Raw genomic sequence first — 18,115 nt, 5'->3', positions numbered from 1 at the left:
CACCATGAGCCGCAGCGCCACCGCCGCCACGCACACCATCCGGGAGATGCGGGACTTCCTCTTCACGAACGCGACCGACTACGCCGCGGCGCGAGAGGGATTCGTCTGGCCCGAGGTCGACGAGTTCAACTTCGCGCTCGAGTGGTTCGACGTCATCGCCGGCGAGAAACCCGACCGACCGGCCGTGCAGATCGTGGAGGCCGATCTGAGCCTGCACTCCTGGACTTACGGGGAGCTCTCGACGCGCTCCGACCAGGTGGCCGCCTGGCTCACCCGCATAGGTATCCGCCGCGGCGACCACGTGATCGTCATGCTGAACAACACGATCGAGCTGTGGGAGGTGATGCTGGCGATCACGAAGGTCGGAGCCGTCTCGATCCCGACATCCTCGCTCCTGTCCGCGGCGGATCTCGCCTACCGCGTCGATCACGGGCGCGCACGAGCTGTCGTCACGCTCGGAACGCTCGCCGACCGCCTCACCGGCATCGACCCCGGCATCCTGCGCATCGGCGTGGGCGCTGACCTGCCGTCCGGATGGGCGCCCTTCGACGACGCCGCAGCGGCGCCCACGAGCTTCGAACCCGACGGCCCCACCCCGTCATCCGACACGGCACTGCTCTACTTCACCTCCGGCACCACCAACCGGCCCAAGCTCGTGCAGCACACGCACGCCTCGTACCCGATCGGACACCTGTCGACCATGTGGTGGCTCGGCGTGCGCCCCGACGACGTGCACCTGAACATCTCGTCGCCGGGGTGGGCCAAGCATGCCTGGTCGAGCTTCTACTCGCCGTTCCTCGCCGAGGCGACCGTCTTCGTCTACAACTACGCCCGCTTCGACGCGAACACCCTCATGCAGGTGATGGACACCCATCACGTGTCGACCTTCTGCGCGCCGCCGACGGTGTGGCGCATGCTGATCCAGGCCGACCTCGCCCGCCTGACGCACCCGCCACGCGAGCTCGTGGGCGCGGGAGAACCCCTGAACCCCGAAGTCATCGACAGGGTGCGGGAAGCCTGGGGCGGAACGATCCGCGACGGTTTCGGACAGACCGAGATGACGGCCTGCATCGGGAACTCTCCCGGGCAGACCGTCAAGGTCGGGTCCATGGGACGACCTCTGCCCGGGTACCCGGTCGTGCTGCTGGACCCCGTCACAAGAGAGGTCGTCGACGGAGAGGGCGAGATCGCGCTCGACCTGGCGCACCCGCCGCTCGGGCTCATGGCCGGGTACTACGACGACCCTGAGAAGACCGCGGAGTCCCGGGCGGGCGGCTACCACCACACCGGCGACATCGCCGTGCGCGACGACGAGGGGTACCTCACCTACGTGGGTCGCTCCGACGACGTGTTCAAGGCCTCGGACTACAAGATCTCGCCCTTCGAGCTCGAGTCGGTGCTGCTCGAGCATGAGCTCGTGGTCGAGGCGGCCGTGATCCCGAGCCCCGATCCCACGCGCCTGGCCGTGCCGAAGGCCTACGTCTGCCTTACTCCGGACTCCACGAACACCGAGACCGAGGCGGCGCGTGCGATCTTCGCGTACGCGCACGAGCGCCTGTCATCGCATCTGTGGGTGCGGATCATCGAGTTCGTGCCCGAGCTGCCGAAGACGATCTCGGGCAAGATCCGCCGTGTGGAGCTGAGGGCGCGCGAAGCGGAGCGGGTGCAGTCGGGCGACGAGAGCGGACAGCACCGCGACCGCGACTACCGCTGAGCGCTCAGCGGACGATGGCGATCGAGGCCGTCGCCGGTCCGGTCTTGGTGAGCACCGGCTTCGACGTCGGAGCGGGGGGAGCCTTCGAGGCCGGGATCGCGGTCGGCAGTGCCTCCTCGACCGTGCGGTCGGTGCGCCCGACACCGCCCGCGTCGACGATGGCACGCACGATGCTCCCGACGATCAGCATCGCCACGAGCGATCCGCCCGCCAGGATCAGCGGCGTCCAGTCGCGCGCGAACGACGCCGCGAAGCTCATCAGCGCTCCCACGATCCACAGTCCCACCGCGCCCCCGGCGAGCCCACCGGCTCCCCGGACGATGGCGACCGCCGCGACGATCGCGAAGATGGCGGCGAGCGCCGCACCCACGTAACCGATCGGCACCATCACCGCAGCCAGATCGCTGGCCACTCTCAATGTCGTCATGACGACCCCCCGTCAGTGGTTACTCCACTCATTCGACATTAGAAGTGTCTCCCGGGGAGGGCATCCGTCTCAAGTGCGATCCGCATCATCCTGGAGAGGGATATCCGTGCACTGCGGACAAAGCGACGAGATCGTCAGCGACGGCGCGGCCAGCGCAGGCGGCGCGCGCGGAGGACGCGGACGGGCTGGGTGACCACGGCGTCCACGACCATCGACCCGTCGGTCGGCCCGACGATCGCGATGGCCGAGGTCTCGGTGGCCTCCGCCGGGTCGATGGGCAGCCGACCGAGGGCGCGGTGCGCGCGGACGTACGCGGGGACGAGCAGGACGATAGCGCCGAGCCAGGCGAGCGGGTTGCTGAGGGCGACTCCGTCGAATCCGATCCACGCGCCCAGCACGATGGCCGCTCCCACGCGCATCACGAGCTCGATCACGCCGGTGACCGTGGGGACGAGCGTGTGACCGAGTCCCTGCAGGGCTCCCCGCAGGACGAACAGCATGCCCAGCGCCCAGTACCCGCATCCGTTGATGATGAGCATCCGATGCGCCTCGTCGACGACGTCGTCCGACCCCTCGCCGATGAACAGACGGACCATCGGCGCACCGAAGGCGATGAGCAGTCCACCGAGCACCAAGCCGGCGACGACGGCCATCCAGGTCGCCTCGACCACACCGCGACGGATGCGGTCGGGACGCCGACCCCCGTGGTTCTGCGCGGCGTACATCGAGACAGCGAGTCCGAGCGATGACAGCAGGGCCACCGCGAGACTGTCGACGCGGGATCCGGTCGTGTAGGCCGCGACCGCATCCGCCCCCAGGGTGTTGAGCGCGACCTGTACGGTCAGCGTGCCGATCGCGATGATCGACGCCTGGAATCCCATGGGCAGACCGAGGCGCAGGTGCTCAGCGACGTCACCGCTGGTGATCCGCCAGTCCGCACGGCGCAGGTGGAGCATGGGCAGCCGACGACGCACGAACTCGAGGCACAGGGCGACCGAGACCGCCTGGGCGACCACGGTCGCGAGCGCGGCTCCGCCCACACCCCACTCCAGCGGCCCGACCATCAGGACGACGAGCCCGACGTTCAGGGCGCACGACACGGTGAGGAACACCAGCGGGGTCTTGGAATCTCCGATCGCACGGATGATCGCGGAGAGGTAGTTGAAGAACATCGTCGCGCTCGCACCGAGGAAGCTGATCTGGGTGAAGATCGTGGCCTCGGCCATCAACTCGGGCGGCGTCTGCAGCAGCGCGAGGATCGGACCGGCGAGGAGGGGCGCTCCGATCGTCAGGATCACACTCGTGATGACGCTCAGCAGAACACCGGTCGCGACCGAACGGCGCACGGCCGCGTCATCCCTCGCGCCGAAGGCCTGGGCGATCGGGATCGCGAAACCGCTCGTCAGTCCCCAGGCGAACCCGAGCAGCAGGAACAGCAGGCTGCCGGTCGCGCCGACCGCCGCGAGGGAGGTGACGCCGAGGTGCCGACCGACGACGATGGCATCGGCGAACTGGTACAGCTGCTGCACCACGTTCCCGAGCAGAAGGGGGATGGAGAAGGCAAGGATGACGCGCCACGGGCGGCCCGTGGTGAGAGAGGTGGCCATGAAGGAGCGGCTCGCAGAACTGGGGGGTTGATCGGGGGTGCGACAAGCCTATCGAATCGATTCGGCGCGACGGAATACCGTATCTCGATTCCGAGCATCGCGCGGTCGACGGGTACCTTCGGATCGACGCAGTCGACGACGACCGGAGGAAGAAAGTGACCGAGCAGTACACGGGGGAAACCGGACGCGAGCGCGATGTCGCCGCAGACGGAGAGGAACAGCACCTGCGGCGCGCACTGAGCAACCGCCACATCCAACTGCTCGCGATCGGCGGCGCCATCGGCACCGGACTGTTCATGGGCAGCGGCAAGACCATCTCGGTCGCGGGCCCATCCGTGATCTTCGTCTACATGATCATCGGCTTCATGCTCTTCTTCGTCATGCGGGCGATGGGCGAACTGCTGCTGTCGAACCTGAAGTACAAGTCGTTCAGCGACTTCGCGAGCGATCTGCTCGGCCCGTGGGCGGGGTTCTTCACCGGCTGGACCTACTGGTTCTGCTGGGTGGTCACCGGAGTCGCCGACGTGATCGCGATCGCCGGCTACACGGACGCACTCATCCCCGGAATCCCGCTGTGGATCCCCGGCATCCTCGTGATCGTGGTCCTGCTCGCCCTGAACCTGCCCACCGTCGCCGCGTTCGGCGAGATGGAGTTCTGGTTCGCGCTGATCAAGATCGTCGCGATCGTCGCGCTCATCGTGACCGGACTCGTGATGATCTTCACCGGGTTCCAGCACGACGCCGGCACCGCGAGCTTCTCGAACCTGTGGGACAAGGGCGGCATGTTCCCGCACGGATTCATGGGCTTCGTCGCCGGGTTCCAGATCGCCGTTTTCGCCTTCGTCGGCATCGAGCTCGTGGGAACCGCCGCGGCCGAGACCAAGGACCCGAAGCGCAACCTCCCCAAGGCGATCAACGCGATCCCGATCCGCGTGCTGCTGTTCTACGTGGGCGCGCTCATCGTGCTGATGGCGGTCACCCCGTGGACCGAGTACGTGGCAGGCGAGAGCCCCTTCATCGCGATGTTCGCCCTCGCGGGTCTGGGCATCGCCGCGACCGTCGTGAACCTCGTGGTGCTGACCTCGGCCATGTCGAGCGCCAACTCCGGCATCTACTCGACCTCGCGCATGGTGTTCGGACTCGCACAGGACGGCGACGCCCCGCGCATGTTCGCCCGCCTCTCCCGCCGCCGCGTGCCGCAGAACGCGCTGTTCCTGTCGTGCATCCTGCTGCTCTCCGGTGTGGTGCTGCTGTATGCGGGCAAGGACATCGGCACGGCCTTCGACATGGTGACCACGGTCTCGGCGCTGTGCTTCATGTTCGTGTGGACGATCTTCCTGTGCAGCTACCTCGTGTACCGGCGCACGCGCAAGGACAAGGTCGCCGCATCGACGTTCCGGCTGCCCGGCGGCGTGTCCATGGTCTACGTCGTGCTGGCGTTCTTCGTGTTCATCCTGTGGGCGCTCACGACCCAGCCCGATACGTTGACCGCGCTGCTCGTGACACCGATCTGGTTCGTGGTGCTGTTCGTGGCGTGGCTGTTCGTGCGCCGCTCACCGAACCACCTGGCGCGGCATGCGGCACACATCGCCCACCTGCGCGACGATTCGGTGGAGGCGGACTGACGGTTCCCCGTTTCGAATCAGGCGACGGCCGGCTTCGGGACGAACAGGCGCTTGCGGAGGGCGAGGAACAGCAAGATCATGCCGGCGCTGAGGAGGATGTGGCCGAGGCCTGCGATGCCGGCGATCATGCCGCTCGACTCCTGGCCGAGCACCGTGAGGCTGCCGTGCCAGATCATCATGGCCGTCGTGAGCACGAGGCCCGCGTTGTACAGCCAGAAGAACCAGCCGAACAGGCGGCTCTCGGACAGCGTGAACGCTTTCTCGAGGAGCAGGACGATCAGCAGGACGACGAAGCCGAGCACGAGCAAGTGCGTGTGCACCAGGCCGAGCTGCGTCGACTCGCCCTCGGGGAAGTCGTTGATCTTGGTGAACTCTCGGTAGAAGAGTCCGGAGGCGACGCCCACGAGCATGTAGGCGAACGCGGCGGAGAAGAGGCGGCGCATCGGAATCCTTTCGGTCTGATCCCAGCCTCGCCGGGGTGACCGTTCCGGGGATCCATCGAACGGTTGAGAACGGGCCCGTCGAGGGCGCAGCCGTTCGAAAGACCCAGCCGCTTAGAGGACCCAGCCCGTTCAGAGCAGACAGACGGCTCAGAGCAGACCGGTGTCGTGCGCGATGGCGATGGCACGTGCGCGACTGTCGGCACCGAGCTTCTCGAACACGTGCACGAGGTGGGTCTTCACGGTGGCCTCCGTGACGAACAGGGTCTTCGCGATCTCGCGGTTGGATGCTCCGGTGTCGAGCAGACGCAGCACCTCGAGCTCCCGGTCGGTCAGGCGCACCCGCGGCGCACGCATCACCCGCACCACCCTCTCGCTGAGCTCGGGGGTGAGCACAAGCGCCCCCGACGCCGCCTGGCGGATCGCGCGCGCGATGTCGTCCGGCGCCACATCCTTGAGGAGGTAGCCCGCGGCTCCCGCCTCGATGGCTCCCAGGATCTCGGCGTCGCGGTCGAACGTCGTCAGGATCAGCACCGCGGGTGCCGGTTCCTGCGCGCGGAGGGCGGCGGTCGTCTGCACGCCGTCCATGCCCTCGCCGAGCCGCAGGTCGCACAGCACGACGTCCGGATGCAGGTGCCGCGCAAGGGCCACGGCCTCCTCACCGGATGCCGCTTCCCCCACCACCTCGACGTCATCGCGATGGTCGAACAGCGAGCGCACGCCGGCCCGGACGATGGGGTGGTCGTCGACGAGCAGCACGCGCACCGCGGTCATCCCTCCCCTCCGTTCCGTCGCCCCTGAGCGGTGCCGCCGAGGGGGATGTGCGCCGAGAGCGCGGTGCCGTCTCCCGGGGCGCTCTCCACGTCGAGCCCTCCGCCGAGTTCCCGCAGGCGCGCGCGCATCGAACGCAAACCGTAGCCACCACCCGTGCTGCCGACGCCACCCTGCGCGTCCCGCTGCCGGTCCCACTGCCGCGCGTCGAAACCGATCCCGTCATCGACGATGTCGAGCCGCACCGCGTCGCCGGCGTCCGCGAGGGTGACGACGACCCTGGTCGCGGATGCGTGGGAGCGGACGTTCGCGAGGGCCGACTGCGCCGTGCGCAACAGGGCGACCTCGGCGTCGATGCCGAGCGACGGCAGGTCGTCGTCGGCGTGCAGCGTCGCCTCGATCCCGGTCTCCTCGGCGAGGCGCTCGAGCATGCGGGCCAGGGCGTCGCCGAGCGCGGTGGATTCGAGCTCGGCCGGCATCAGGGCGTTCACGATGCGCCGCGCATCGGCCATCCCCTCCGCAGCGAGCGCACCGATCTGTTCGAGGGCACGGGTACGCTGCGCCGGGTCGTCCGCCTCCAGGGCGGACCGTGTGAGCATCCCGATCGACGACAGGCTCTGCGCCACGGTGTCGTGGATGTCGCGCGACACCCTGGTGCGCTCCTCGCTCGCCCCCGACTCGCGCTGGGTGCGAGCCAGCTCGTCCTGCAGCGCGGCCATCTCCTCCTGGGTGGCCACGAGCGAGGCGATCAGTCGGCGTCGCTCCCGTCCATCGCGGACGAGCTCGAGGTATCCGCGGGAGATCCCTAGAGCGAAGACTCCGCCGACGAGAGGCCCGATCACGTTCGCATAGGTCGTGGTGCCGGTGTGCAGCAGCGGAGCGGTCACCACGACGACGAGGACGGCCGCGCTGAGCAGCAGCGCCCAGCGCAGGCGCATCACGAACCCGGCGAGCAACCACAGGGGGAACGCGAGCCAGACGAACTCCGGCGACACCACGACCGCGCCGAGCCAGATGAGTGTGAGTCCGAGCAGCCACCACGTCGCCAGACGGCGGTCGGAGGTGCGCTCGCTGAGCAGCAACCCTCCTCCGTACCAGCCGAGGAAGACGAGCGAGAGGGCGAGCACCCACGGCAGCGGGACGCCGTCCGCCGCCGCGCGCCAGGCTCCGACCACGAGCAGCACCACGGTGATGACGGCCTGGCCGATCCGGATGGACCCCACCAGGCTCGCCCACGTGCGCGGAGCGCGGAAGCCTGCCGCGCGCTCCGGCCGCGACGACTCCGGTCGCGACGACTCCGGCCGCGACGACTCAGCTCGCATCTCGGGTGCTGGGGACGGCGGCATGCTCGTATTCTCCCCCGTCCGGCCGTTCTCCGCCTCGATCCGCCCGGGATCTTCTCCGCCCTGCGGTTCCCGGCCACCACATCCGCTCGCCGACGATCGCGAAGATCGCCGGAACCACCAGTGTGCGCACCACGAAGGTGTCGACCAGCACTCCGATGCCGACGATGAGCCCGATCTGCCCGAGCGTGACCAGGGGCAGCAATCCGAGCGCGGCGAACACCGCGGCGAGCACGACACCCGCACTGGTGATGACGCCACCCGTCGCCGTGAGTGCGCTCACCATCCCCTGACGGGTGCCGACGGTCCGTGCCTCCACGCGAGTCCTGTGGACGAGGAAGATCGTGTAGTCGATCCCCAGCGCCACGAGGAACAGGAACGAGAGCAGCGGCACCTGCAGGTCCAGCGCCTCCCATCCGAACAAGACTCGGCTCAGCCAGGTGCCCGCACCGATCGCGGCGACCGCGCTGAGGATGTTCACCGCGAGCAGCAACACGGGTGCCACCAGGGAGCGCAGGAGCACGATGAGCACGAGCAGACTGACCGCGAGCACGAGGGGAACGATCAGGAGCAGGTCGCGCTGGTTGCCCTCGCGGGCGTCGAGGTCGGCCGCCACCGGGCCACCGACCACGGCGTCACCGGGCACGGCGTGCGCGGCCTCTCGCACTGCCCCGACCAGGTCGAGGCTCTCGGGCGTTCCCGGCGCGGGATGTCCCACGACGAGCAGCCGGACGAGCGCGCCGTCGGTGCTCTCCCCCGTCGTCGACACCCGGAGCACCCCGGGCACATCGCCGATCGCCGCGGTCAGCGCATCGGTGTCCGACACATCGCCGATCACGATCATCGGCTGGGCCTCTCCCGCGGGGAAGTGCTCGCCGAGCGCTGTGAGACCCGCCGCCGACTCGGAAGCGACACGGAACTTCTCGACTTGCGTGAGCCCGACCGAGGCCCCCGCGAGACCACCCGCGAAGACGCCGAGCAACGCGAGCGCACCGACCAGGGGCACCCACGGGCGCAGGGAGACGCGCTGCGCCACCGCACCCCACACACGACCCGTCACGGCGGCGTCGCCCACCCGCGGCGCGAACGGCCAGAAGAGGCGCCGCCCGCATACGGCGAGCGCGGGTGGCAGCACCAGCAGCACGGCGGCGAGCGCGATCAGGAGTCCCACGGCCGACGCGATACCGAGCCCGCGTGTACCGGGGATCACCGCAAGGGTCAGGGTCGACAGAGCGAGGACCACGGTCACGTTCGAGGCGACGATCGCCGGTGCAGTGGCCCGCCATGCGCCCACGAGGGCACGGCGGTGGTCGGTCTCGCGCGCGAGCTCCTCGCGATAGCGCGAGATCAGCAGGAGGGCGTAGTTCGTGCCGGCGCCGAAGACGAGAACACTCACGATGCCGGAGTCGAACTGCAGTCCGAGACCCGCCCCGATCGCCGCCGTCGCCTTGTTCGCCAGCTGATCGGCGAGCGCGACCACCACCAGGGGGACCATCCACAGCACAGGCGAGCGGTACGTGACGATGAGCAGCAGCGCCACGATCCCGAGGGTCACCATCAACAGCGTGAAGTCGGCTCCGTCGAACGCCGAGGCGACGTCCACACCGAACGCCGGTCCGCCTGTGACCTGTACGCTCACCCCGTCGATCGGATGCTGCGTCACGGTGCCGCGCAGATCGCGCACGGCGTCCGCGGCGGCATCGTCGTCTTCCAGGGTCAGCGTCGCCTGGATCGCCGCGGCCTCTCCGTCGTCGCTGACGATCGGTCCGTGCGGCTCGCGCCCGGTCTCGGCTCGGACGTCCGCCGCGAGATCGGAGAGAGCGTCGAGGTCGGCATCGCCGAGCTGCGCACCGTCGTCTCTGGTCGCGACCAGGAGCACCGTGCCCTCGTCCGCATCATCGAAGCCCGCGGCGAGCACGGCCGCCCGCGCGGATTCGGAGTCCGGCGGAGCCACATCGTTTCCCGCGGGGAGCGATGCCCGACCCAGCGCGCCGAGCAGAGCGGTGAACGCGACGAGCGCGACGAGCAGGGAGATCCACCCGCCGCGCCGCGAGGTGAGCCACAGGGGAAGGGAACGGAGGGTGCGGAGCATGCATCCAGTCCAGCCGCCGCCCCCGTCGCGGGGATCGGACAGGGGGCTGACACCCCTCTCCACCGTTCGATGGATCCGCCCACACCTGGAAGGGGGTTCCGGTCAGCGGGGTTCTGTCAGGGACTCCCTCGTGATCGTGCCCGCGCGTAACGTCGGATCCAGCGCCGCCGATCCGTCTGCGACCACGAGGAAAGGACCACCCCATGCACACACGCACTCTCGGACAGGGCCTGCAGGTCTCGGCGGTCGGCCTCGGCTGCATGGGCATGTCGCAGAGCTACGGACCCAACCCGGGCAGCCGCGACGACATGATCGCCGTGCTGCGGTCGGCACTCGATCACGGCGTCGACTTCTTCGATACGGCCGAGGTGTACGGCCCGTACGTGAACGAGGAGCTCGTCGGCGAGGCTCTCGAACCCCTCCGCGACCGGGTCGTGCTCGCGACCAAGTTCGGGTGGGACATCGTAGACGGCAGGAGCGTGGGGCTGAACAGCCGCCCTGAGCAGATACGGCGGGTGGCCGAGGCCTCGCTGCGGAGTCTGCGCACCGATGTGATCGATCTGTTCTACCAGCACCGCGTCGACCCCGAGGTGCCGATCGAGGACGTGGCCGGGACCGTCGGCGAGCTGATCGCGGAAGGCAAGGTGCACCACTTCGGGCTCTCAGAGGCCTCGGCCGACACCATCCGTCGCGCGCACGCCGTGCACCCGGTCACCGCGCTGCAGAGCGAATACTCGCTGTGGACCCGTGACCCCGAGGCCGAGATCCTGCCGGTGCTCGCCGAACTGGGCATCGGTTTCGTACCCTTCAGCCCGCTCGGCAAGGGATTCCTGACCGGCACCGTCGACACCGCGGCCGACTTCGCCGCCGGGGACATCCGCGCCACGATCCCGCGGTTCACGGCCGAGAACCGGGCGGCGAACCAGGCGCTCGTGGCGCACGTGGCCGAGCTGGCCGCGGCGAAGGAGGCCACCCCCGGGCAGATCGCGCTGGCCTGGCTGCTCGCCCAGCAGCCAGGGATCGTGCCGATCCCCGGCACACGGCGCACCGCGCGTATCGCGGAGAACGCCGGGAGCACGGCCGTCGCGCTCTCGGCCGACGAGGTCGCCGACCTCTCGACCCTCGCGACGCGCATCGGGGTGAGTGGCGACCGCTACAACCCGCAGCAGATGGCGTTCGTCGACCGTTGACCGACGTGCGGCCTCGGTATCGTGAGGCGGGTGACCTCGGCCCGCAGCTACCCCGCGACCATCGCGGCCGCTGTCGAGCACGAGATCGTCATCCGCAAGTCGCGCTTCCTGACCCGCATCGAGCCCGTGGCTTCTGTCGAGCAGGCCGAGGCCGTGATCGCCGGCATCCGCAAGCGGGCGTGGGACGCCAACCACAACTGCACCGCGATGGTGACCGGACTGCTCGGCGATCAGGCGCGGTCCTCTGATGACGGTGAGCCGTCGGGGACCGCGGGCATCCCGATGCTCGAAGTGCTGCGTCGGCGCGACCTGACCGATGTGGTCGCAGTGGTGACCCGCTACTTCGGCGGCGTGAAACTCGGCGCGGGCGGTCTGGTGCGTGCCTACTCCTCCGCCGTGTCCGAGTCGCTCGATCTGGCCTCGCTCGTGCGGCGAGCGGCCCTCCGACAGGTCACGCTCGAGGTTCCGCACGCGGAGGCGGGGCGCTACGACAATCTGCTGCGCGAGTGGGCGACGCATCACGGCGCGACGCTCGGCGATCCGGCATACGCGGCGATGGCCACGCTCGAACTGTGGGCGCCCGAAGAAGAGCTCCCCCGCCTGGCCGATGACCTGGCCGCGGCATCCGCCGGCTCGATCACCCCTGTCCTCGGGGTGGAGCGCATCGTCGACGTGCCCGCCTGAGGCTTGTCGGATCGGCCAACCCACAAGGAGCGGCGGATATCCTGGATGCCGCGGTCGCGGAGGGAGAGCGATGTTCGACAGTCCGCTCTCGGCTTCGGCCTACGAGATCCTCGAAGTCGACCCCACCGTCGATGACGTCGAGCTGCGCCGTGCCTATCGTCTGAGATTGCGCCAGACGCATCCGGACACCGGCGGCGACGCCGCGGTCTTCATCCAGGTGCAGCGCGCGTGGGAGCTGGTCGGCACCGTCGAGAGCCGCGCCGCCTACGACCGCCGCACCGGCGTACCGACCACGACGCCCGGCGCAGCAGCCGACCCCGCGGCGGAGTGGAGCGGATGGCGCCCGCCCGCAGCCCGCACCGACACCCGCCCCCGCGCCCGCTCCTACGGCCACCCCGGCGGATGGCGTCGTGAGCGCTACCTCGCACTCATCCGCGAATGGGCCGGCCGCGGCGTCGAGGTCCCCGATCCCTACGACCCCGCCCTCGTGCGCTCGGCTCCGCGCGATCTGCGTCGACTCCTCGCCGACGCCCTGGCAGAAGAGGCCACGGCCCGCACGGTGTCCGACCTCGGCATGGGCTTCACGGTGTGGCACGACGTCGCGGTGGGAGCGGATGCCGACGACAAGCTCGATCACGTGGTGCTGGGGCCTTCAGGACTGTACGGCGTGATGTCGGAGGACTTCGGCGGAGTGGTCGGCTTCCGTCGCGGAGAGATCACCGGCCCGAGCCTGGGAACCCGCGCGCCCGTCACCGCCGCGCTCAGCAGGATGCGCACGATCGCCAAGGCTGCGCGCGTGCGCTTCGGCGGCATGATCATCGTGCTGCCTGATGACGACCTCGCCCAGGCCGTCACGCCGCTGGGCACGAGCCGCGGAGTTCCGGTCGTCGTGGTACGACGCAGCGCCCTCGCCATGGTGCTGCGCCAGGGCGTCCCGCAGGCGCGGGCGATCGGCGGCAACGAGCTGTTCGACGTGCGCACGCGGCTGCAGCAGACCGTCCGCTTCGTCTGATCCCGCCTCTCGCCATACCTCCGGAGGAATCGGATGGCATCGTTGACTTCCGCGATCAAACCGGTTTACACTCGTCAAACCGGTTCACCGATGAGCGCATCGGAGCGTCCGGAATCCACGAGGAGGTGGCATGAGCCGCACGACCATCGCCGATGTCGCTCGCGAAGCAGGCGTCACGAAGGCCACGGTCTCGCACGCCCTCAGCGGCAACCGCCCGATCTCCGACGAGACGAAGGCGAAGGTGCTCGCTGCGGCCGAGAAGCTGAACTGGGCACCGAGCCAGAGCGCGCGAGCCCTCGCCACCCGTCGGGCCAACGCCGTCGCCGTGGTGCTCGCTCGCGATCCCCAGGTCATCGCGAACGACTCCTTCTTCCCCGCGTTCATCGCCGGCGTCGAGTCGGTGCTCGCCGAGACCGAGACGGCACTCCTGCTCCAGGTCGTCTCCGGCCGCGATGCCGAAGAGCGCGCCTACCGCACGCTCACCCACGGCAGGGCCGACGGTGCCCTCCTGCTCGACCTGCGCACCGACGACTGGCGCGTGCCCTTCCTCGACGACCTCGGACTGCCCACCGTGCTGGTGGGCGCCTACGACCAGCCGACCGGGTTCTCGTGCGTGCGCACCGACGACACCGCCCCGGTCCGCGAGATCATCGCGCACCTCCGGGCCGCCGGGCACGAGCGCATCGCCCACGTCTCGGGTCCGCTCGACTACGTGCACTCGAAGGCGCGCGCCGACGCGTACGTCGCGGCGATCGGCGACGACGAGCTGCTCCGCGAGGGCGATTTCACCGCCGCGAGCGGGCGCACCCGCACCGCCGAGCTCCTCGCCCTGCCCGACCGCCCGACCGCGGTCCTCTACTCGAACGACACCATGGCCATCGCCGGCCTCTCCTACGCGCGCTCCCAGGGCCTCTCGATCCCGCAGGACCTCGCGATCTCGGGCTTCGATGACGACCACCTCTCCGCCCACCTGTCTCCGGCGCTGACCAGCGTCTCGTCCGACCCCGCGGCCCGGGGCCGCGCCGCCGCCCGCCTCCTGCGGGCAGACATCCTCGGGGCGCAGCCGCGCACCGAGATCGTCGACTGCAACGTCGTGCACTTCCGGGAGAGCACGAGCTAGTCGATATCCGCATCACCACAGCATCACCACCCGCAGCGTCATCACCCGCAGTGTCAAGGAGGACACCATGAAGAAGCTCCGCGCAATCGCCCTGATCGGCGCCACCGCTCTCATCGCCACCGGATGCTCGGCCGGAGGGGGCGGCGGCGAAGGATCCGCCGACGGCACCGGGCCCATCAGCATCTGGCTCTCCAACAACGAACAGGAACTCGCCTGGGGCACCGCAGTGGTCGAGGCATGGAACGCCGAGCACCCCGACGAGAAGGTCAAGGCGCAGGAGATCCCCGCTGGCTCGTCGTCGGAAGAGGCGATCACCGCCGCGATCACCGCGGGCACGGCTCCCTGCCTCGTCTACAACGTGGCGCCGGCCGCGGTCTCGGGCTGGGTCAAGCAGGGCGGACTCGTCGACCTCAGCAAGATCGACGGCGGCAGCGACTACATCACCGAGCGCGGCGGAGAGGTCGACGCCTACGCGAGCGATGGCAGCTTCTACCAGCTCCCGTGGAAGTCGAACCCCGTGATGGTCATGTACAACAAGGCGCTCTTCCAGGCCGCGGGGATCGACCCCGAAGAACCGCAGATGAACACGTACGACGCGTTCCTCGAGGGGTCGCGCGCGATCGTCGCCTCGGGCGTGCAGAGTGCGATCTGGCCGGCACCGACGAGTGAGTTCTACCAGCCGTGGTTCGACTTCTATCCGCTGTACCTGGCCGAGACCGACGGCACGATGCTCGTCGAAGACGGCAAGTCCACCTTCGACTCGGATGCCGGGCGCACCGTCTCCGAGTTCTGGAAGACCTTCTACGACGAGAAGCTGTCGCCGAACGAGGCCTCGACCGATGACGCAATGTCGGCCGGCACCACCGCCATGCAGCTCGCCGGCCCCTGGGCGATCCCCTCCTATGCCGACACGGTCGACGTCGGCTTCATGCCGGTGCCGACCAGCGACGGCCGCGAGGCCCCCACGACGTTCGCCGACTCGAAGAGCGTGTCGATGTTCACGGCGTGCAAGAACCAGGGCACGGCGTGGGAGTTCCTGAAGTTCTCCACCAGCGAGGACAGCGACGGCCAGCTGCTCGAGGCCACGGGGCAGATGCCGATGCGCACCGGCCTCACCGACACCTACGGCGACTACTTCGCCGCGAACCCGAACTACGTGGCGTTCGCCGAGCAGGCAGAGAAGACCGCCGACGTGCCCAGCATCCCGAACTCCGTCGAGGCGTGGCAGGCATTCCGCGACGAGTACTCCTCGGCCGTGATCTTCGACAAGGAGTCGATCGACGACTTCCTCGGGAACGCGGCGAAGAAGATCGACGCGCTCGTCGCCGAGTGACGCCGTGACCGACAAGAAGAGGTTGCGCACCCGATGGCTGGGTGCGCAACCGATCGGTGGACTGTTCGCGCTGCCGTACTTCGTGTTCGTGATCGCGATCTTCGCCTACCCCCTCGCGTTCGCGGTCTACATCGCCTTCCACGACTACTTCTTCACCGCTCCCGGCACCGAGGTCGACCGCCCGTTCGTGGGCTTCGACAACTTCGTCACGGTGCTCACCGACCCGCGAGTGCTCGGCTCGTTCCGCAACACCCTGATCTTCCTGGTCATCAACGTGCCCCTCACGGCCGTGCTCGCCCTGGTGCTCGCCGCGGCCCTGAACACCGGCATCCGGTGGGTCGCGGCGTACCGAGTCGCGTTCTATGTGCCGTATCTCACGGCGAGCGTCTCGCTGGTGGGCGTGTGGATGCTGCTGTTCTCGGGCAACGGGCTGATCAACACGATCCTCGGCCCGCTCGCCCCCGACCCGTCGTGGCTCGTCAACAGCGGACTCGCGATGCCGATGATCGCGTTCTACGTGACCTGGAAGCAGCTCGGGTTCTACATCCTGCTGTATCTGGCGGCGCTGCAGAACGTGCCGAAGGAGCTGTACGAGTCGGCGGAGACCGATGGCGCCGGGGTGCTCTCGCGCTTCCGACACGTCACGATCCCCGGGGTGCGCAGCGCCACGACCCTCGTGCTGATCCTGTCGATCATCACCGGAGCCAACCTCTTCACCGAGCCGTATCTGCTCACCAACGGGGGCGGCCCTGACGGCGCATCGACCACCCCGGTGCTGTTGATCTATCAGCTGGGCATCCAGCAGCAGAACCCCGACACCGCAGCGGCCATCGGCATGATCCTCGTGATCCTCGTCGGCATGCTCTCGCTGGCGGCCAACCGAGCGACCAGGGAGCGATGATGAAACGCACGCGTTCAGCCCCCCGCATCCTGAGCATCATCCTGCTCACGATCGCGGCCATCGGCTTCGCCTTCCCGTTCTACTTCATGATCGTGGGGGCGTTCCAGGAGAGTCCGACGAACTCCCCCAGCGAGCTGTTCCCGACGAGCGGGTGGACGGTCGACAACTTCGTCGCGATCGACTCGCGCATCGACCTGGTCGGCTCGCTGCTGAACTCGCTGATCTTCACAGCCGGCGTGCTGCTGGGGACCGTCGTGTTCGGCCTGCTCGCCGGCTACGCGATCGCCCGTCTCGACTTCCGTGGGCGCGGCGTGATCTGGGTGCTGATGCTGCTCGTGCAGATGGTGCCGTTCCAGCTGCTGATGATCCCGCTCTACGTGCAGATCACGCGCAATTACGGCCTCGGCGACTCGTACATGGGCATGATCCTGCCGTTCCTGATCAACACCACGGCGGTGTTCATCTTCGTGCAGTTCTTCAAGGCGCTGCCGGTGGAGATCTTCGAAGCGGCGCGGATCGACGGTGCGGGCGAGATCCGTCTGCTGACATCCGTCGCGATCCCGCTCATCCGCCCCGTGCTGGTCACGGTCGTGCTGGTCACCTTCATCGGCCCCTGGAACGAGTTCCTCTGGCCATTCCTCATCACGAAGGATGCGAGCCTGCAGCCGCTGGCCGTGTCACTGGCGAACTACATCTCCAACGTGGCGCAGTCCACGGCCAACCCGAACGGTGCGATCCTCGCCGGCGCCACGGCGCTCGCGTTCCCCGTCGTCATCCTGTTCGTCGTCTTCCAGCGCTTCTTCAAGGCCACTGATCTCGGCGCGGCCGTCAAAGGCTAGCCTCCATCCCCCAGCAAGAAAGGGCCCCCATGTTCTCCGGAGCCTCCTTCCCCCTCGGTCCGTTCACGCCCTATGAGGGCAACCCGATCCTGCGTCCGCGCGGCGACAGCTGGGAGTCGGCCAACCTCTACAACCCGGCGGCCATCGTCGACGGCGACGAGGTCGTGCTGCTCTACCGGGCGCACGCCGACGACATCGTCTCCCACATCGGTATCGCCCGCTCGACGGACGGGGTGACGTTCACCCGAGAGGATGCGCCGATCCTCTCCCCCTCCGAGGACTACGAGACCTACGGGTGCGAAGACCCGCGCATCGCGCTGATCGACGGCACGTACTACCTCACCTACACGGGCTGGGACCGCCGGAGCGCACAGCTGTGCCTGGCGACCTCGACCGACCTGCGCACCTGGACCAAGCACGGCCCGCTCTTCGACGACTTCGACACCTTCAAGACCATGGACCCGCGCGGCTTCAACTGGTCCAAGGCCGGGGTCATCGTTCCGCAGCGGATGCACGGCAAGTGGTGGATGTACTTCGGCGAGGGCGCGATCTACTGGGCGACCAGCGACGACCTGATCCACTGGACTCCCGGCACCGCCGACACCGAGCCGATGTACTCGCCGACGCCCGGCACCTGGGACGAGGCGCTCGTCGAGATCGGCACCTCCCCTGTGGTCACCGACAACGGCCTGCTGCTGTTCCTCACCAACGGTGCCACCCGTGTGGTGCACGACGACGGCACCGTCGACGTCGACTACCGCTGCGGGCAGATCGCCATCGACCCGGACGAGCCGACGAAGGTCATCGCCCGCCTGCAGGAACCGTGGCTGCGCCCGCAGACCTTCGAGGACATGCACGGGCTCGTCTCGAACGTGACCTTCGTGGAGGGGCTCGTGAAGTTCCACGGAAAGTGGTTCGCGTACTACGGGCAGTCCGACACGACTCTGGCGGTCGCGATCCACGATCCGGCCGAGTCGTGGGGTCGCGCGCTGCGCGACGGCGGAGAGGCGTGAGGAC

Annotated in this window: 16 protein-coding genes; 10 read left to right on the top strand and 6 right to left on the bottom strand. The window is 68.8% G+C overall.

The genetic code is table 11. The annotated features are described in order from the left end of the window. Nucleotides 1-4 precede the first annotated feature (4 nt). Nucleotides 5-1,714 (top strand): AMP-binding protein, encoded by a 1,710-nt coding sequence (locus HDC31_RS00525; RefSeq protein WP_179515713.1) that lies wholly within the window; start codon nt 5-7, stop codon nt 1,712-1,714. Nucleotides 1,715-1,718: 4 nt separating this feature from the next. Here HDC31_RS00525 and HDC31_RS00520 read toward each other — a convergent pair whose 3' ends face one another. Together HDC31_RS00520 and HDC31_RS00515 are read right to left on the bottom strand one after the other, a co-directional pair. Beyond that, a complete protein-coding gene (locus tag HDC31_RS00520; RefSeq protein ID WP_127012806.1) occupies nt 1,719-2,141 on the bottom strand; it encodes a hypothetical protein in 423 nt (140 codons plus the stop codon). Between the two features lie 134 nt (nt 2,142-2,275). Then, complete coding sequence (locus HDC31_RS00515) at nt 2,276-3,748, bottom strand: MATE family efflux transporter (RefSeq protein ID WP_061015887.1); 1,473 nt, start codon at nt 3,746-3,748, stop codon at nt 2,276-2,278. A 155-nt stretch (nt 3,749-3,903) separates the two neighbouring features. Here HDC31_RS00515 and cycA point away from each other — a divergent pair, with 155 nt between their 5' ends. Beyond that, nucleotides 3,904-5,373, top strand: a complete 1,470-nt coding sequence (gene cycA / locus HDC31_RS00510; protein WP_113680369.1) for a D-serine/D-alanine/glycine transporter — start codon at nt 3,904-3,906, stop codon at nt 5,371-5,373. Nucleotides 5,374-5,390: 17 nt separating this feature from the next. Here cycA and HDC31_RS00505 read toward each other — a convergent pair whose 3' ends face one another. The 4 genes from HDC31_RS00505 to HDC31_RS00490 all read right to left on the bottom strand — a co-directional run bounded on the left by HDC31_RS00505 (nt 5,391) and on the right by HDC31_RS00490 (nt 10,019). Then, on the bottom strand, nt 5,391-5,816 hold the full coding sequence (locus HDC31_RS00505) for a DUF2871 domain-containing protein (RefSeq protein WP_046748596.1): 426 nt from the start codon (nt 5,814-5,816) through the stop codon (nt 5,391-5,393). Between the two features lie 147 nt (nt 5,817-5,963). Continuing rightward, nucleotides 5,964-6,587 (bottom strand): response regulator transcription factor, encoded by a 624-nt coding sequence (locus tag HDC31_RS00500; protein ID WP_046748595.1) that lies wholly within the window; start codon nt 6,585-6,587, stop codon nt 5,964-5,966. Then, nucleotides 6,584-7,930: a sensor histidine kinase gene (locus HDC31_RS00495; RefSeq protein WP_179515712.1), complete on the bottom strand. Its 1,347-nt coding sequence runs from the start codon at nt 7,928-7,930 to the stop codon at nt 6,584-6,586. Before HDC31_RS00495 ends, HDC31_RS00500 begins: the two co-directional genes overlap by 4 nt. Further along, entirely contained in the window at nt 7,896-10,019 is a 2,124-nt protein-coding gene (locus HDC31_RS00490) for an MMPL family transporter (protein WP_179515711.1), read from the bottom strand. The genes HDC31_RS00495 and HDC31_RS00490 overlap by 35 nt, the downstream gene beginning before the upstream one ends. 203 nt (nt 10,020-10,222) lie before the next feature. Between HDC31_RS00490 and HDC31_RS00485 the strand changes: the two genes are divergently transcribed. The 8 genes from HDC31_RS00485 (at nt 10,223) to HDC31_RS00450 (ending at nt 18,111) form a co-directional block, all read left to right on the top strand. Further along, nucleotides 10,223-11,209, top strand: coding sequence for an aldo/keto reductase (locus tag HDC31_RS00485; RefSeq protein WP_113681716.1), 987 nt, complete (start codon nt 10,223-10,225; stop codon nt 11,207-11,209). A 30-nt stretch (nt 11,210-11,239) separates the two neighbouring features. Further along, on the top strand, nt 11,240-11,893 hold the full coding sequence (locus HDC31_RS00480) for a YigZ family protein (RefSeq protein WP_113681717.1): 654 nt from the start codon (nt 11,240-11,242) through the stop codon (nt 11,891-11,893). A gap of 70 nt (nt 11,894-11,963) precedes the next feature. After that, the gene (locus tag HDC31_RS00475; RefSeq protein WP_179515710.1) at nt 11,964-12,905 is read left to right on the top strand and encodes a J domain-containing protein; all 942 of its coding nucleotides are present in this window, start codon (nt 11,964-11,966) and stop codon (nt 12,903-12,905) included. A 130-nt stretch (nt 12,906-13,035) separates the two neighbouring features. After that, the gene (locus HDC31_RS00470) at nt 13,036-14,025 is read left to right on the top strand and encodes a LacI family DNA-binding transcriptional regulator (RefSeq protein ID WP_179515709.1); all 990 of its coding nucleotides are present in this window, start codon (nt 13,036-13,038) and stop codon (nt 14,023-14,025) included. Nucleotides 14,026-14,092: 67 nt separating this feature from the next. Continuing rightward, nucleotides 14,093-15,358, top strand: a complete 1,266-nt coding sequence (locus tag HDC31_RS00465; RefSeq protein WP_113681484.1) for an extracellular solute-binding protein — start codon at nt 14,093-14,095, stop codon at nt 15,356-15,358. A 4-nt stretch (nt 15,359-15,362) separates the two neighbouring features. Beyond that, a complete protein-coding gene (locus HDC31_RS00460) occupies nt 15,363-16,259 on the top strand; it encodes a carbohydrate ABC transporter permease (RefSeq protein WP_113681483.1) in 897 nt (298 codons plus the stop codon). Then, nucleotides 16,256-17,098: a carbohydrate ABC transporter permease gene (locus HDC31_RS00455; RefSeq protein ID WP_113681482.1), complete on the top strand. Its 843-nt coding sequence runs from the start codon at nt 16,256-16,258 to the stop codon at nt 17,096-17,098. Before HDC31_RS00460 ends, HDC31_RS00455 begins: the two co-directional genes overlap by 4 nt. Before the next feature lie 29 nt (nt 17,099-17,127). After that, a complete protein-coding gene (locus tag HDC31_RS00450) occupies nt 17,128-18,111 on the top strand; it encodes a glycoside hydrolase family 130 protein (protein ID WP_113681481.1) in 984 nt (327 codons plus the stop codon). Nucleotides 18,112-18,115: the final 4 nt, after the last annotated feature.

The organism is Microbacterium sp. JAI119, assembly GCF_013410135.1.
GTDB lineage: Bacteria > Actinomycetota > Actinomycetes > Actinomycetales > Microbacteriaceae > Microbacterium > Microbacterium oxydans.
This window is presented reverse-complemented; position numbering and strand designations above follow the sequence as displayed.